Genomic DNA, 15,477 nt, shown 5'->3' on the forward strand with positions numbered 1-15,477 from the left:
CAAATGAAACTACAGTATCGATTAGATGAAACGGTTGAAATCCAAGGCGTAACTCATCGAATCAATCTTTCTTTTGATACGGTACTACGCCTTTTTGATTTATTAAGGGATCCTGATCTTCCGGAAGTAGAAAAAATCTCTTTAGGTTTGCAACTATTACTAGGGGTTTCGTTTCTATACGACATTGAAACGCAAAACGAGATTTTTTTAGCCGTTTTAGAAGAGTTTGATATCTGGAAAAGACCAGAACCTCGTTATGACGTGAATGGCAATCTTCTCAAGCCAAAAGTAAAAGATGTGGCAGGACAACATTTTTCGTTTAACTACGATGCAGATAATATCTATGCTGCTTTCTATCAAGCTTATGGCATTGATCTTTTTGAGCAACAAGGCAAAATGCGTTGGGAAAAGTTCATTGCTTTGTTTGGTGGTCTTCCAGATGAGACGAGATTTAGACAGATTGTATCCATTCGAACTAGAAAACCACCTAAAGGAAAAGGTTCTAAAGAAGCCAAGGACGAACTAAAGAAATTGAAAGAACTCTACGCACTACCGAAAGAAGGTGAAGAAGATGAGCAGAAGTGATGGCAAGGTAACGATCGACATAATCGTCAATGGGAAACAGGTCACCAAAGAAATCGACATGGTCGAACAAGGCTTTAGCCGATTGGGTAAAAATGCCGATGATGTCATGAAAAAAGTCGGATCTGACATGGGTGCTAATACCGAATCAGGTGCCAAGTCTGCCAATAAAGCTGTGGATTCTGTGGAAAAGACTGTTTCAGATTTAGGCAAGACGACTGAATCATCCACTGCAAAAGCAGGAAAGTCGATCGGTGATAACTTTGATTCTGGGTCTAAGGGAGCGAACCAAGCAACTGATAGCGTGGCGAAGACTGTCGCAGATCTGGTATCATCTGTCGAATCTTCTGCACCACTTATGGGGCGTAGCATTAGTGAAACCTTCTTAAGTGCTGCGAAAGATTCTGAAGCGTCAACGTACAAGATCTCAAACGCAACAGGAGAGATGAGTGGCGCTGTTGAAGCCCATGCGACACGAGCGTCCAATTCAATAGCCAAAGGGTTTGAATCAGGTGCCAAAGATGCAAGTAATTCCACAGATGGGATCACTAAGTCTGTATCGAATATGGTCGGCTCAGTAGAAATAGCCATGCCAGGTCTCGGTGGGGCTATCAGCGAGCCTTTTATTATCGGTTCGAAACATGCCACCGCGTCGATGGATGCGATCAAACAATCCTCTGCTAAAATGGTGCCCGAAGTAAATTTGGCGGCAACAGCAGCTGGAAATAGCTTGTCTCGACACTTAGAGGCTGCAGGAAAAGATGGCGCACGATCGATTGCAGATGCAGTTGCTATCATGAAAAAGGATCTTGGGGATCTCGGAGATCGTGCGGAACAAGTAGGAAATCAAACGGGCAATGCCTTTCATATTCCTGAGCCAAAAGCACAAAAACTGACCGGAACGATTGGGCAGTTAAGTGCAGCGATGCTAATCACCAAAGGTGCCACAACTGCCTTATCCATGGCCAAAGGTTCATTGGACAGTGCATTTGGTCGTATCGATACACTAAACAACTTTGAAAACACCATGACCCGATTGACTGGCAGCTCAGAAGAAGCGGCTGAGGGCATGGAAGGTGTGCGAGATGCGGTAGTAGGAACGAACTACATGCTGGATAGCGCTGCTCAAACGGTCCAACGATTGGTTATGCAAAATAAAGACCTTGAGAAGTCTACGGAAAGCTACAAGGTATGGGGTGATGCGGTCGCCTTTTATGGTGATGGATCTGCTGATGCGATGGATAACGTAATGGATGCGATGATCCAAATGCGCGCGACAGGTACAGTCAACATGGCACAAATGGACCGCATGGTGCGTCGTGGCGTTGATCCGTGGGAAATCTATGCCGATGCCACAGGTCGTAGTGTCGGGGATGTACGTGATGCCATGCGCGATGGCGAGATGGGTGCCAATGAATTCTTTGATGCAGTGGAGCATGCGATGCGTGAAGGTGGCAACGAACTAGCTTCTGTTACCGGGATGGCTCAACAAGCGGGGGATACGTGGAAAGGCTCATTTGCGAACATGGCCACCGCCACTGCACGTGGAACCGCAAGCATTATCGAATCCATGGATGATGCATTTTCAGAGACACGCTTTGGATCCATGAAAGAAAATGTCCAAGGGTTTGGGAAAACCTTTGAAGGTGTGTTAAATGGTGTAGCTGGCGTGATTCCACCAGTTGTTTCAGCAATTGATACGATGGTTGGTGGGATTATTGACCTCAAAGAATCATCGGTTATCTTGGCACCAGCGATTATTGGGGTAACCACAGCAATCGCTGGTTACATGGTCATCAAGAAAGCAGAATTGTACACTCGTGGTTTTATTGCGTCAATCAAAACCTTAACAGGTGCTAAGACAGCTGCAGCAGCAGTCACAAAGGCAATGACCGTAGCTGAAAAATCTCATCTTAGCGCTGCAGCTCAATCTAAGGCAATGAACGCAGGATCAGCAGCAGCAACTAATTTGCACACTGTAGCTATCAAAGCGAAAACAATTGCGACGGCAGCGTTGAAGATGGCCACAAGTGGTGTCGGACTTGCTATGGGAGTGGCAGCTGTAGTGGGGGCTGTTTTATTTAAGCGGTGGAATGATAATCGAAAAGCAGCAAAAGAGTTGGCAAGTGAAATTGATGGTTTAGGTGATGAGTTTGATGGCCTTAATGATGCAACGGAATCGAATGCAAAAGCATTTGAAACACAAGGGAAAGTCATTGATTCCAATGCCGAACGTAACAAAGATCTAGCTGCAGAGTTAGAACGATTGACCGCGATAGAAGGAAAGTCAGCGGCTGAAAAGCAATTGATGGCTGACACTGTTGAAGAGTTAAATAGTTCAGTTACTGGGTTGAATCTTGCCTATGATGAAGAATCAGGTTTGTTAAATGCCACAACCGAAGAAATTCAAAAACGAATTGAAGCTTCTAAAGGTATGGAAGAAGTCAATAGCTTGGTGGAACGTCAAAATCAACTGACACAAGAAGCCGCTGATTATGAGACGACCCTTAAGGAAGTTGCGAAAGAACGAGCGATGCTTGAATATGAGGCTTCTGTTTCTGGTGTCGATGGCAAAAAGGCGGTTCAGGAATCCCTGGAAGAGTTAGACGCCAAGGAAGCCGAGGCTATGGGGAATCTTGAAGGTATTTATGCCGAGAAAGATCGACTTTCGGATGAAGAACAAGCAAAAAGGCAAGAAACATCCGAGGCGACCGCTGCAGCAAACGAAATGATGATCGTCTCTTATGGGAGTTTAAACGATTTTCAAAAAGGCGTTGTCGACGAGTTAAACAGCCAACTAGATAGCTTCCAGAAGAAAAATGAAGATGTATTCAAGGACGTACCTGAAAAAGTAGAATACGGTATGGGGCAAGCTCGGCAGCACCTGCAAGATCACCTCACGTATCAAGCCGAACACGCTGACAACATGGAAACGTTGTGGGCACGCGCTGGGGATGGAATGGATACAGGGTTACTCGAGAAGATGGCAGAAGGCACGCCTGAGATGCGCGCTTTGGCTGCAGACCTAGTCAATGCATCAGCTGAAGAATTGGAGAAATTATCTGGAGAATACGCAAAAGTAGGTGAAAATGCACCGAAACAGTTCGCCCAAACCCATGGTCTCGGTGAAGAAGAGGTGCGACTTGCATCAAGAGAGCTAGCCAATGTTTCTGTGGGTACTCTTCGGGAAGAATTGGACAAAGCAGATTTAACCTCTGTTGGTAAAAAGCTTCCTGAAGAAACCGCAGAAGGAATGGCTGAGGGTGAAGAACAAGTTGCAGAAGCGGCTGAGAGTATCGCACAAGTTCCGGGACAAGTGATCGAAGAAACGATTGCTAATACCAATTACGCAGAAATTACAGATCCACTTGCCAAGGGGACATCAGACGGCATTTTGGCAGGGATCCAACCTGTAGGAGATGCATCGAAAGAACTAGCCGAAACACCAGAGAAATTATTTGGTGAAGTGATTGATCAAGATGTTTTTGTCGCTCACGGTGAAACGCCGGGGAAAGGATATGCCGAAGGAATAGATCGTAGTAAAGAAGCTGTTCAGGCAAGTACCGCCGAATTGTCTGGTGTGCCACGAGAAGTCTTTGAAAAAGAAATGGATCCCGATCGGTTCGAGCCGTTTGGTGAAAACTTAGGTCAAGGATTGGGAATCGGCATTGATAAATCGGCATCAGGTGTCGAAAATGCCACAAGGAACCTTGCTGAACAAGCAAATAAGGAATTCCGGAAAGCGAATGATATTAACTCGCCATCTGGTGTTTACCGAGAATATGGTGGAAATATTACGACCGGTCTTGCCCAAGGGATCGAACAAAATGGCAGCGCACCTGAACGAGCGATCGTACAGCTGGCCAAGAAGCTGATGTCCTTATTAGATAAGGAATTAAATGCCAATCAGATGGGCAAACAAATCGGCAAGCCGATGGTGGAAGGAATCGCTCAGGGGATTGATCAGAATTCTTCCAAAGTGTTGAGTTCAATTGCCAAAATGACAGACGAGATGGTCAAGAAGTCTAAGAAGGCTGCCGAAGATGTCGTCAAGGAATTTGAGAAAATGGATCGTGATGTTGATCGAATCTTGCAAAACATGCCAAGAATTGCGATTGCGGCTATGCGTGAATCCAATCAGGCTTATCGTGAGGGGATGCGAGACGCGAACGACACAATCCGTGATGGTGCGCAGCGTATGCCTGACCAGATGAGCCATTTACCTGATCAGTTTTACCGTATTGGTCAAAATTCTATGATCGGATTAAACAATGGATTGGTGGCTGGTCAAGCACAGGTGTTGAATACTGCCGCAACGATCGCCAATCAGGTAGCCCAAACGATGCAGAGAGCCTTGGATATCAACTCACCTTCAAAAGTGATGATGATGGATGTGGGACGTTGGATCCCTGCAGGAATTGGTGAAGGGATTGAGCGATTCAAGCATTTTGCGTTAGATGCCATTGAGGATTTGGGCGCGCAACTTGTTCTGCCGAATATCCAAGCTGAGTCGGTGGCCATTGCTGGTAATGCAGGCTTTGGCTTATCATTGCCAATGGCTAAGAGTGAATCGAGAACCACCAACCAAACGATCCATAATACACCGCATATCGATATTCATTTTGATGAAATTACCATCAATGACAATCGTGATATTGCTGAATTATCGGAACTGCTCGCAGAACACACGGCAGATGAAATGAGGAGGTCATTAGAATGACAAATGAACCGTATTTTGAATTTAATGGCCATAAGTCGATTGACAAGAACCTCTATCTCCTAAATGAGATGGAGTTGACGATTCCTGAATCAGATCTTCGATTTGACGAGGTAGATGGCCGACAAGGCGCAATCATTTATGACAATGAGCGAGAAAAAGATATTATCAAGACATTTCCCATGGAACTTAGAAAAGAAGCAGACAAGTCGCTTTTCCAGCAAGTCAGAGAAATTACTCACTGGCTGAAGGAACCCAAGCGATACAGTCGGCTTCTTTTTTCTGAGGATCCGGACTATTTCTATGAAGGCATCTTTCATTCACAAGTTCGAATTCTCGATCGCTGGCGTGATCATTTTGACGTGGCGTTGCCGTTTCGGTGTAAGCCAGTGATATATCGACTAGATGGCCAAACTGTAACTGCTCACATATCTGGGCGCACATTGGAGAACCCGGAACCAATCAATTCGTTGCCATTGATCCAATTTAGATATAGCGGTACAGCAGATGCGACCCTGACCATTAATGGTCGGCAGTTTCGAATCCTGAGAGCGGCCGGTGCTGGCATGATTACGATCGACAGCGAGCTAGGAACGGCTTATCGGGATGGAATAGCGAATATATCCAATGCAATCCTAATGCAATCTGATGGATATCATGTGCCGCAGTTGCAATCAGGCAATAATACTATTTCATTTACTACACAAATCACACAAATGATGATTACACCAAGATGGAGGTCGATGGCGATATGAGTGTGCCAATTCTTTACAATGAATCGAATAACGATTACAGCACGCTCGGTCTAGGTTTATTGAACGAAGCAAGCAGCGTGTTGGCTGTAAGGCATAGAAATCAATTTCCATATCTTACCTTAAACTATCCGATCAATGGCCAGCTATTTTCTCAGTTGAAAGAAGGGAAGAAAGTAGTTGTTGATGTTGGTCCGGGTACTCGATCGAAGCGGCAGAGATTTGAAATCACTAAGATTACTAAACCTCAACACGGCATTATTTCTATTAAATGTGATCATATTTCACTTTTAACTGAAAAAACAGCGCTAAATAAAGGACAGAAGCACACCGCGATTTCAGCCCAAGAGGCATTGAATCAGTGGCGTGCTCTTTTAGTTCCTCAGCGTGATTTTACCGTGTTTACGGATCTGACAACGGTCACAGCAATGGACTTTTCCGAAGTTGGTCACTTTGAAAGTGCAGCTGAAGCTTTGGGCGGAAAAGAAGGTTCAATACTTCAAAAGTACAATGGTGAATATATCTTTGATAACAACGAAATTCGTTTGATGCGAGAAGGTGGCAAGGAGACCGGTGTTGTTATTGCTTATGGCAAGAATTTAGTGGATCTCGTTCAAGAAGAAACGATCGAGAGCACTTATACATCGATTCGGCCATATGCTCGGGCGAATGAAGAGGGGGCAAGTGAGTTAATTCTTCCAGAAGTCATTTTAGATAGTTCCCATGTCGACAAGTTTCCGGAACGTCGGGTGCAGACGGTGGATCTAAGCAGTCGAAACCCTCAAACAGTCGCAGAACTTCGTCAGTTTGGTCAGTATTACATTTCAAGCAATCAGGTCGGGTTGCCTCGTGTGAATCTAAAAGTAAAGTTTGCGGATCTATACAGCGCAACTGGTGAAGAACAACATCGGCTGCTCGAGCAGTTAGAACTCTACGACACCGTCACCGTGGCTTTTAACAAGCTAGGTGTCAACGTCAATGCAAAGATCAATCAGACGGTTTGGAATGTCTTGTTAGACAAATACGAATCCATTGAGATTGGCGATTCAAGAGCCACGCTAGGATCCAATCAAAAAGAACAGGATCGCGATCGAGAGGAACAGATCAATCGACCGCCAATTATTGGACCCGAAAACATAGCAAACGTTCGACCTGGCACGATTACAAATTTAGCTGCTTATGGTGGTTTTAGTCAGATGTTCTTATTTTGGGATATGCAAGGGCTAACGGTCAGAGAATATGAAATCTATGCCTCTCAAGAAAAAGGGTTTGTTCCGGGACCGAGTAACTTGCTTGGTACGACAAACGTCAATGCCTATACCCATGGAACAGAAACCAAATTGCAATGGTATTACCGTGTTCGAGCAGTTAACCATCATGATGTTGCTGGTCCATTCTCAGATGAGGTATATGGTCAAACAGCCAATACAAAAGAACTGGATGAGCTAGAAGGAATCTTGGATGATTTGAATGATCGGATTCTTCCAGAACTAGATGAGCGGTTAACTGAGAATGATCAGATCCTTTATGAGTTAAAGGAGAACATTTTGCCGGATCTTGAGGGACGATTGAAAGATCTTGAAGTCGAAATGGATATACTCACCACTGTAAAGTTACCGGGACTTGAGCAGAAATTGATCGATAACGAGCTTGCGTTGAATGAATTGAATAATGTCTCGCTACCACTATTGGATGAGCGCTTGAAGTCAGCCGAACAAAATTTCCTCGATGCACAAAAACGAATCGATGATGCAATGGCGGATATTCGAGAGGTTGAGGATCTGCTTTCTGATTGGCAGTGGCAAGACACGGTTGAAATTGACGGCGGGAAAATTCGAGCCAATACGATCCAAGCGTTGTCTATCATGGCAGGAAGCATTACAACAACCCAGATTCAAGCAGGAAGTATTGTTGGGAATGATTTGGCCATCAATACGATTACCGCAAGAGAAATCAATGCCCAAACGATAACAGCTAACGAGCTTGCAACCAATGCAATTATCACAAGGCACATATCAACCAATGCGGTAACCGCGAATGAGATAGCCGCCAATACTATAGCTGCAGATAATATTTCCACTAATGCAATTATCGCTCGACATATTTCAACTAGCGCAATCACGGCAGAAAAGATCAATACGAACGCAGTAACGGCCATAAAAATTAACGCAGGTGCTGTCACTGCTGAGAAAATTGCGACGAGTGCTGTGACTACAGTCAAGTTGAACGCCGAGGCTGTAACGGCAGCAAAAATAGCTGCCAATACAATCACAGCAGCGCAGATTGCTACGAACACGATCACGGCGAATCAGATTGCGACAGAAACGATCACAGCGAATCGAATTGCAACAAACGGTATCATTGCGCGCAATATTACGGCAGGATCGGTCGTCGCAGACAAATTGGCAACTGGATCAGTGACAGCAGTCAAAATAGCTGCTGGAGCCGTCACCGCTGATAAGATCGTCGCGCGAGCTGTGACTGCGGATAAATTAGCGACAAATGCAATTCAAGTTGGCTTTAACAACATGGGGAATAGCTTAAGGTTGACGCCTACGACGTTGGCATTTTGGCAAAGCACCTCCGTGCGGTTTATGGAAATGACTGGTCTTCGTCTTGAATTTTTCACTGGTCAAAGCACACGTATTGGTGGTTTTGAGCGAAGCAGTATGAGTGGGCGAACTTGCGTCGCGTACTTTGCAAGAAACTCTTATAGCTTAGTGTTGGGACGAATAGTCAACTCCGCAGGAACAAGTGAACAAAGAATACCTGTGATGGAAATTCAAGGAAATAACGCTGCAATCCAGATGCACGCCAACATCAACATGAATAGATGGAGCATTACCAATCAATCCGATATCCGCTTGAAAGAAAATATCCAAGAAACTTCTGTTTCAGGCATAAAAGAAACAAAGCGAATTCGCATGGTTGATTTTGATTGGAAACAAGACTATCGTCCAATTGACAAAGACACTCCGCCACCAACTACTCGTCAGTTTGGAATGATTGCCCAAGAGGTACCTTTCTTACAAGCAAACATTGATGAGGATAATCATTATTTGTCGATTGATATGAATAAACAAGTCAATCTTAATACGAAAACCAATCAAGAGTTGATCGCGATCGTTGAAAGCCAAGAACAGCGTATTCAAAAATTAGAACGAGAAATGGAGAAAATCGCATGAAGATTACCCTAAAGAATTATGAACTAAGTGCTGCTCTTTTATTTATTCAAGAAATGGCGTTGAAAGCTGCAGATAGCCGCCATCGGTCTAAGTTTAAAAGTTCATTGATTGAGGCAGTCAAGGGGCTACAGGAATCAGAATTAGAATTATATGAGTTGTATGGGGAAAAAGACTCTGAAGGTCAATTGATCATAAATGAAGAAAAAACTGGCTATGAAATTAAAGCGGAAAATCGCCATCAATTCTATCAAGAAATGAATGTTCTATTAGATGAAGAGGTCGTGATCAAGAGTGGGTTATACGCCAAAAATTTCGAGAAGTTTGGACAAGTACTTGCCAACTATGACGGTGTCATCTCAGGTAAGGAAGCCGATATTTACGACCGCCTAATGGACGAATTTGAGAAACAGGAGGAAAAACAAGATGTTAAAGACTAACAAAAGCACTAGTGTCAATGGACAGGTCATGATTGACAAAACGATGGTTGTTTATCTATCGGCTTCTATCGATGAAGATAAAGGGGTGTCAACGTCACCATCAATCAGTATCCAAGAGCCCGATTTATACCAAAAAAACAAAAAGACTTGCCGTGAAGGAATTCAAGAATTTTTGAAAGAACTGTGGGCGTTAGAAGATAAAGCTTGAAGGAGGACGTACGATGGAAAATCTCTACGTAACCAGTGAGATCACGTTAAACAAAACGGCGGAAAAACGATCTTCTCCTATACCTACCAATACAGAGTTTTTCAGTTATGACCAACGCGTCGCAAAAAAGACGATCAACTTTCAGTTTAAAGGGGAGCCGTTGGACCTGTCGGAAGCCAATGTCATTTTGGGCTTTGATTTCGTGACAGCAGGTCAGTCAGTCATTTTTGAAAGTGATGATGGCTCAATCAAAATTGAGGATCCCACAGCCGGAAAAGTAAATGTGATGTTGCCAAATGATATCTATGCGTATTCTGGTTCAGTGATCATTTATATCTTTGTCGAATTTTCCAATGGTCAATCGTTAGACTATCCGGCATTTAGTACGGAATTCCAAGAATCTTGGCTTGATCAAGATCTTGAAGAAATGGCGCAGTTTTATGTGAAGCGTTTCGAGGATTTGCGAAACTTGGTTTTGGAACACGCCTCCGGCATTGATCAAGATTTGACCGAATTCGAAGAACGAATCGATCAAATTGAATCGGACCTTGCGGCCTTTGACATCGATGCTCTAGCGAAGGAAATTGAAGAAGAGATTCGCGCAACGGTAGAAGGAAGGCTTAGTGACATCGAGCAACGTCTTAAAGATGCGGATTTTGTCACAGAAGAAAGTGTTGATCAAACACTAGAGAAGTTTATGTTTGGTGAACCGCTAGTTCGAGAACCATTGCTTGATTTCACTGGAAAAATTCGTGGAAGCTTTGTCGAGAATCTTCATAGAGCAGGTGGCGTCCTCTCAACATCTTTGCCAAGCAACGCTGCTGCAGGGACAGAGATTACACAAGCGCAATACAATCGAATAGCCATGAATGATGAGTTTGGAACTAGTATTAGTGCAACGAGTTCAAATGGACGAATGCATGTTACTTTTACGTGGGACATTTTAGGTGATTTGAAACGACGGTTTCCTGAACTATTCACACTCTTTTCTCCTAAAACAATTTCAGAGGAACTACAAATTGTCCAATATTTCGTGAAAGATATTCAATTTACTGCCTATGCGCATATCAATTCCACCACCTCATATCCGATCATTGGTTATCGGAGAATGCCTGAAAACACCGGGTTCGGTTGGCAAGAAATGGCAAGTCACGAGAGCACTTTCAATGATAAACTCACTTTTCCACTTGAATTGATTACAAACACCGCAATACCAGCACAAGTGGGTAAGGCTGCGTGCTTGTTGCGAGGTCCTGAACGGCAATCCACAGGACAAAATGCTATACAAATAAAATATGCTCAAGTTGAATATACGGTTAAATTCAGTATGTTAGATTTCTATCGGCCTAATGCAATTGGAGAATGGGGTGTGATTTTTCCTAACGCTTATCGGATTGGAGATACGGTGATAACAGGAACCTATGACAGAAATGTACGCTCTGCCAGACTCGTAGTGAACGGCAGGGTGGCAGTTGGTGCTGGAGGAGACTTTCGAGATGATCGCACATTTGAGTATTGGGTACGTGATGTTGGTCTTAAGTCTTCAGATAGTGCCTTTTTGATTGCATACGATCGTCATCCAGATGAGAATGGCGCCATACGTCTGGATCATAAACGAGTGCCCATCTTAACTACCATGCAATCCCCTTTTGATCAACAAGCATTTAATGACTTGGCTCGAAGAGTTCAAGACTTGGAAAAGAGAGGATGAAAAAAATGGAAAGACACAAAGCAATTTTTGACACAAGGGATTTACAAGATCTGAGGCCTTTATATACACCGGAGGATCGCCCTGTATTCCATCCCTATACGGAAGTAGAGCCACCGACTGATCCGCACGTGGCGGTTATTGGCTTTGATTTTAATCGGCAGCGTTGGAATGTGGTGAGTGCTGCAACACCAGAAGAAGTCGAGGAGTTACAAGAAACCACGGATTCCTTGGGGCGATCGGTGGTACAACTGACATTACAAAATCTTCAACAGGCACAGCAATTAAGAGAATTGACTCAAGGAGGGCAAAAAGATGCTTAATTTTGAGACGATTCAAGATTGGTACAACCGTGGCTGGATGACAGAAAGTGACGTCAATCAGTTTTTGTCACTTGGTGCAATCACAGAGGAACAGGCAAATACAATTTTAGGAATTGACGGATAGGTAGGTGACTTATGGATGTATTGATCAAAAGCATTGCAGAGCATCCAGAACAAACGATCATGGGACTGCTTTTTTCTGGTTTGCTTGTTTGGGTGATGTATCAAAATAATTCACGTGAGAAACGGTACCAAGATGCCATCACGGAATTAACAAAAGCGTTAGGCGATATGAAACAAATTCGTCGGGTTGTGGATAAAATCAACGATAAAATTAGCGATAAATTGAAGTAGGAGGAAGATTATGAAAGCTATATTAATTGCAGCATCAGTCATTGCACCGCTTGTAGTCGGTGTAACTGGTCTGATTAAAACTCAAGTGAAGAACTATGACATTTTGCCAGTGATCAATGTGATTGCTGGTATTTTACTTGGTGTACTATTTGCTTTGTCATTTGTTCAGGAAGATCTCGTTTTATATGCTTGGGCAGGGGCTGTGGCAGGCCTAGCAGCAAGCGGTCTTTTTGATTTAGGATCTAGCGTGATCAATCATGATGAGCATCCGCCAGACTATGGTGATGGCCAAAGCGAAACAGAAAAAACAATCTATCAGCACAAAGATTAGGATCAGTCGAAGGGCTGATCTTTTTCTATACCAAAATTTTAGGAGGAATTATCTTGGACGAGAAGAAATTTAGTGACAAATGTCGAGAACTAGTAGCCAGTTATACCAATGATCATTTGGATAAGAGTGATCAAGAAGAAATTACATCGGATGATGTGTTTATTGTTTGGCAAGTTAAGGTACTGCAGAACAACAAGGCGCTGTTAAGTACAAAGCTATTTGATGGGATGTACTACGAGATCACCTACAACGGTGATAAAGACGAGTACTACTTTGATGCATATAAAAAGTGGGAAAACAAAGCTTTTAAAGCTTAAAAATTAGGAGGAAAACACTATGACAAAAATCGTAGACCTACGAGGCGATTCAAGAATCATGGGACCAACAAACCCAAATCGATCAGTAGCAGGTATCACAAAAATTGCTCGTCACCACTCAGCAACTGCATCAGGAAATGTTTGGGCATTCCAAAATCACTGGCGAGGGACACTCGGTTGGGGGACTGGTGGTTACCACGAAATTATCTTGCGTGATGGATCAGTCCAATTGATCTATCGAGATAATGTCACAACGAACGGCGTGGGGAATCACAACAGCAAGACTTACCACATTTGTGTGGTTGGTAACGGCTCATTTACCTCAGAACAAGAAAAATCCTTTGACGAGCGTGCACGAGCAGCCATGCAGCGATTCAATCTGAAACCAGCTGATGTATTAGGGCATAATGAATTTTCAGGGCACGAAACAAATAGTTGTCCCGGAACCAATATGGCGGCGGTTCGCAGTCGATTAGGGCCATCTGGTGGATCTATCCCGACACCAAGCCCTGTTCCTAAACCTACCTACAATGTGGAGCCTTGGAACAAGCGCCAAACAGTGGGCACCGACGTGCTAAATGTACGTGCTGCTCAAAATACGAACTCTGCTATCATTAAAACGCTGAAACGTGGACAAACGTTCAACGCTACTCGTATCACTCGGAACGGTGAAAGCGTCAATGGGTTCACTACCTGGTTTGAAGTTGATGGAGCTGGTTGGGTATCTGGTGCTTTAGTTACTGAGGTTTCAAGTAATAATACAGCTGCCGCAGCGCCACCTGCTACCGTTTGGCATAGTCGTTCAGGAACCGTCACAGTAACTGCAGCAGCTGGTATCAACTTGCGGGGTACTTCTAGCGGAGATACCATTACACCGACTAATCTAGGTATTCTTACTTTGTTGGCACGTGGTCAGCAAGTCAAATACGATCGTGTGTTAGTCCAACGTAACGGTCATGCATTTGTGCGTCAGCCGCGAGCAGGTGGTTACGGTTGGCTAGCTATTGGACCAACAAAAAATGGTAGAGTAACTTCGTATTGGGTAAACGGAATCACACTTTAAACTATAAAAACGCATGTAATAAAAATCATATTAGAGAGGAAGATTATTATGACAACAACAATTCAAGATTTACGAGGAGATGCAAGAATTTTAGGACCGTCAAATGCGAAACGTGATGTTTCAGTGGTGACAAATATTGCTCGCCACCACTCTGCAACGGACACTGGCGATGTATTTGTATTTCAAGAGTATTGGAACGGAACATTAGGTTGGGGAACGGGTGGTTATCATGAAATCATTCTCCGTGATGGCACGGTTCAATGGTGTTACTTCGATGACGATGTAACCAATGGCGTAGGTGGACACAATACACCGACCTATCATATTTGTTTAGTAGGAAACAGCTCATTTACTGAAGCACAAGAAAAAGCATATAATGAACGAGCGAAAGCAGCAATGGAACGATTTGGTTTAGGTGTTGAAAATGTCTTGGGCCATAACGAATTTAGTGGTCATGCTTCAAACATTTGCCCGGGCATCAACATGGATGTCGTAAGGGATATTCTTAACGGTGGTGATGGTAATATTCCAGAGCCAGACTATATTATGCAAGATTGGAACAAAGAGATGGTTGTTGCAGCTGATATTTTGAATGTACGTCAAGAGCCAAATACACAATCAGCAATTTTGCGACAATTAACGAGAAGTCAAGTCTTCCAATCCGCACGTGTCACGATCAATGGTGAATTAGTAAATGGAATCAGACATTGGTATGAAGTTGATGGGAATGGATGGGTTTCAGGATCCTTAGTTGCGGAATCCTCTGTTGACAATGAATGGATCGAACAAAGTGGTGAAGTGACAGTTGCTATTTCTGGAGGCATTAATCTCCGAGGTCCTTCTGCAGGAGATGTAACAAACCCTACGAGTTTACCAATCATACGCCGAGTAGATTTAGATGAAGCATTTGCTTATAATAGAATACTGGTTCAGAAAAATGGTCATGCGTTTGCACGTCAATCGCTAAATGAGGGGTATGCTTGGCTAGCAATCGGTTCAACTGTAAATGGCATAGTCACATCTTATTGGGTTAGTGGTATTGAAATCTAAATAAAAATCCCGTCCTACATAGTAGGGCGGGGATACATAATTTACTGCCTAATTATTTTTGCTCACTTTTTTGATTAAAGTAAAATATCTTTCACACTAAAAGAAATTCTCATTTTGATATGAACATATTAGTTTCTATACTTTAAATATCTAAATATCAATGAGGTGCTCATACTTTTTTAGCATGTCATAAATTAGTTGTGCTTCATTTGATAATTTTATTGTTGCCGAGTTAATACTTTTACGACTTAATAGGATTAATCTGCGATGCAAACTTTTGTTGATTATAGATTTAATTTCATCATCTTGTTCAGGACCTAGGTCTATGTTATTATAACCATTCTTTATTAAAAAATATGAATATTCTAAGCAGCTCATCTTGTGAACGAATGCTGTAAATTCAATTTTATCTATTTTCAAAAAACCATCCTTTCATCCTAAACAATATTA

The 15,477-nt window shown here is 43.2% G+C and carries 14 protein-coding genes; all 14 read left to right on the top strand.

Going from position 1 to position 15,477, the window contains the following annotated elements; genetic code table 11:
• The first annotated feature begins 3 nt into the window (after window positions 1-3).
• Genes A5882_RS13130 through A5882_RS13195 form a run of 14 tightly spaced genes read left to right on the top strand, consistent with a single transcriptional unit; the run spans window position 4 to window position 15,027 of the window.
• Complete coding sequence (locus A5882_RS13130) at window positions 4-585, top strand: Gp15 family bacteriophage protein (RefSeq protein WP_086372921.1); 582 nt, start codon at window positions 4-6, stop codon at window positions 583-585.
• Window positions 572-5,302, top strand: coding sequence for a tape measure protein (locus A5882_RS13135; protein ID WP_086372922.1), 4,731 nt, complete (start codon window positions 572-574; stop codon window positions 5,300-5,302). The genes A5882_RS13130 and A5882_RS13135 overlap by 14 nt, the downstream gene beginning before the upstream one ends.
• A complete protein-coding gene (locus A5882_RS13140) occupies window positions 5,299-6,054 on the top strand; it encodes a distal tail protein Dit (protein WP_086372923.1) in 756 nt (251 codons plus the stop codon). Before A5882_RS13135 ends, A5882_RS13140 begins: the two co-directional genes overlap by 4 nt.
• Window positions 6,051-9,236 carry a phage tail spike protein gene (locus tag A5882_RS13145; protein ID WP_254908491.1) on the top strand — a complete coding sequence of 1,062 codons (3,186 nt, stop codon included), beginning with the start codon at window positions 6,051-6,053 and terminating at the stop codon, window positions 9,234-9,236. The genes A5882_RS13140 and A5882_RS13145 overlap by 4 nt, the downstream gene beginning before the upstream one ends.
• On the top strand, window positions 9,233-9,673 hold the full coding sequence (locus tag A5882_RS13150; RefSeq protein WP_086372925.1) for a DUF1617 family protein: 441 nt from the start codon (window positions 9,233-9,235) through the stop codon (window positions 9,671-9,673). Before A5882_RS13145 ends, A5882_RS13150 begins: the two co-directional genes overlap by 4 nt.
• Complete coding sequence (locus A5882_RS13155) at window positions 9,660-9,881, top strand: hypothetical protein (protein ID WP_086372926.1); 222 nt, start codon at window positions 9,660-9,662, stop codon at window positions 9,879-9,881. The genes A5882_RS13150 and A5882_RS13155 overlap by 14 nt, the downstream gene beginning before the upstream one ends.
• Before the next feature lie 13 nt (window positions 9,882-9,894).
• A complete protein-coding gene (locus tag A5882_RS13160) occupies window positions 9,895-11,592 on the top strand; it encodes an immunoglobulin-like domain-containing protein (RefSeq protein ID WP_254908492.1) in 1,698 nt (565 codons plus the stop codon).
• Between the two features lie 5 nt (window positions 11,593-11,597).
• Window positions 11,598-11,912: a hypothetical protein gene (locus tag A5882_RS13165; protein WP_254908493.1), complete on the top strand. Its 315-nt coding sequence runs from the start codon at window positions 11,598-11,600 to the stop codon at window positions 11,910-11,912.
• Window positions 11,905-12,036, top strand: a complete 132-nt coding sequence (locus A5882_RS13170; protein WP_086372928.1) for an XkdX family protein — start codon at window positions 11,905-11,907, stop codon at window positions 12,034-12,036. Before A5882_RS13165 ends, A5882_RS13170 begins: the two co-directional genes overlap by 8 nt.
• 11 nt (window positions 12,037-12,047) lie before the next feature.
• Window positions 12,048-12,266, top strand: coding sequence for a hypothetical protein (locus A5882_RS13175; RefSeq protein ID WP_086372929.1), 219 nt, complete (start codon window positions 12,048-12,050; stop codon window positions 12,264-12,266).
• A gap of 10 nt (window positions 12,267-12,276) precedes the next feature.
• Window positions 12,277-12,597, top strand: coding sequence for a holin (locus A5882_RS13180; RefSeq protein ID WP_086372930.1), 321 nt, complete (start codon window positions 12,277-12,279; stop codon window positions 12,595-12,597).
• A 53-nt stretch (window positions 12,598-12,650) separates the two neighbouring features.
• Window positions 12,651-12,914, top strand: coding sequence for a DUF6275 family protein (locus A5882_RS13185; RefSeq protein WP_086372931.1), 264 nt, complete (start codon window positions 12,651-12,653; stop codon window positions 12,912-12,914).
• Between the two features lie 19 nt (window positions 12,915-12,933).
• Window positions 12,934-13,977 carry an N-acetylmuramoyl-L-alanine amidase gene (locus tag A5882_RS13190; RefSeq protein ID WP_086372932.1) on the top strand — a complete coding sequence of 348 codons (1,044 nt, stop codon included), beginning with the start codon at window positions 12,934-12,936 and terminating at the stop codon, window positions 13,975-13,977.
• Between the two features lie 48 nt (window positions 13,978-14,025).
• A complete protein-coding gene (locus A5882_RS13195; protein ID WP_086372933.1) occupies window positions 14,026-15,027 on the top strand; it encodes an N-acetylmuramoyl-L-alanine amidase in 1,002 nt (333 codons plus the stop codon).
• Window positions 15,028-15,477: the final 450 nt, after the last annotated feature.

The organism is Enterococcus sp. 4E1_DIV0656 (assembly GCF_002140695.1).
In the GTDB taxonomy this organism is placed as follows: domain Bacteria; phylum Bacillota; class Bacilli; order Lactobacillales; family Enterococcaceae; genus Enterococcus_D; species Enterococcus_D entomosocium.

Coding starts and splice junctions, on each gene's coding strand:
- A5882_RS13130 (WP_086372921.1), top strand. CDS start 4: ATGAAACTACAGTATCGATTAGATGAAACGGTTGAAATCCAAGGCGTA.
- A5882_RS13180 (WP_086372930.1), top strand. CDS start 12,277: ATGAAAGCTATATTAATTGCAGCATCAGTCATTGCACCGCTTGTAGTC.
- A5882_RS13150 (WP_086372925.1), top strand. CDS start 9,233: ATGAAGATTACCCTAAAGAATTATGAACTAAGTGCTGCTCTTTTATTT.
- A5882_RS13135 (WP_086372922.1), top strand. CDS start 572: ATGAGCAGAAGTGATGGCAAGGTAACGATCGACATAATCGTCAATGGG.
- A5882_RS13190 (WP_086372932.1), top strand. CDS start 12,934: ATGACAAAAATCGTAGACCTACGAGGCGATTCAAGAATCATGGGACCA.
- A5882_RS13195 (WP_086372933.1), top strand. CDS start 14,026: ATGACAACAACAATTCAAGATTTACGAGGAGATGCAAGAATTTTAGGA.
- A5882_RS13170 (WP_086372928.1), top strand. CDS start 11,905: ATGCTTAATTTTGAGACGATTCAAGATTGGTACAACCGTGGCTGGATG.
- A5882_RS13155 (WP_086372926.1), top strand. CDS start 9,660: ATGTTAAAGACTAACAAAAGCACTAGTGTCAATGGACAGGTCATGATT.
- A5882_RS13175 (WP_086372929.1), top strand. CDS start 12,048: ATGGATGTATTGATCAAAAGCATTGCAGAGCATCCAGAACAAACGATC.
- A5882_RS13165 (WP_254908493.1), top strand. CDS start 11,598: ATGGAAAGACACAAAGCAATTTTTGACACAAGGGATTTACAAGATCTG.
- A5882_RS13160 (WP_254908492.1), top strand. CDS start 9,895: ATGGAAAATCTCTACGTAACCAGTGAGATCACGTTAAACAAAACGGCG.
- A5882_RS13145 (WP_254908491.1), top strand. CDS start 6,051: ATGAGTGTGCCAATTCTTTACAATGAATCGAATAACGATTACAGCACG.
- A5882_RS13140 (WP_086372923.1), top strand. CDS start 5,299: ATGACAAATGAACCGTATTTTGAATTTAATGGCCATAAGTCGATTGAC.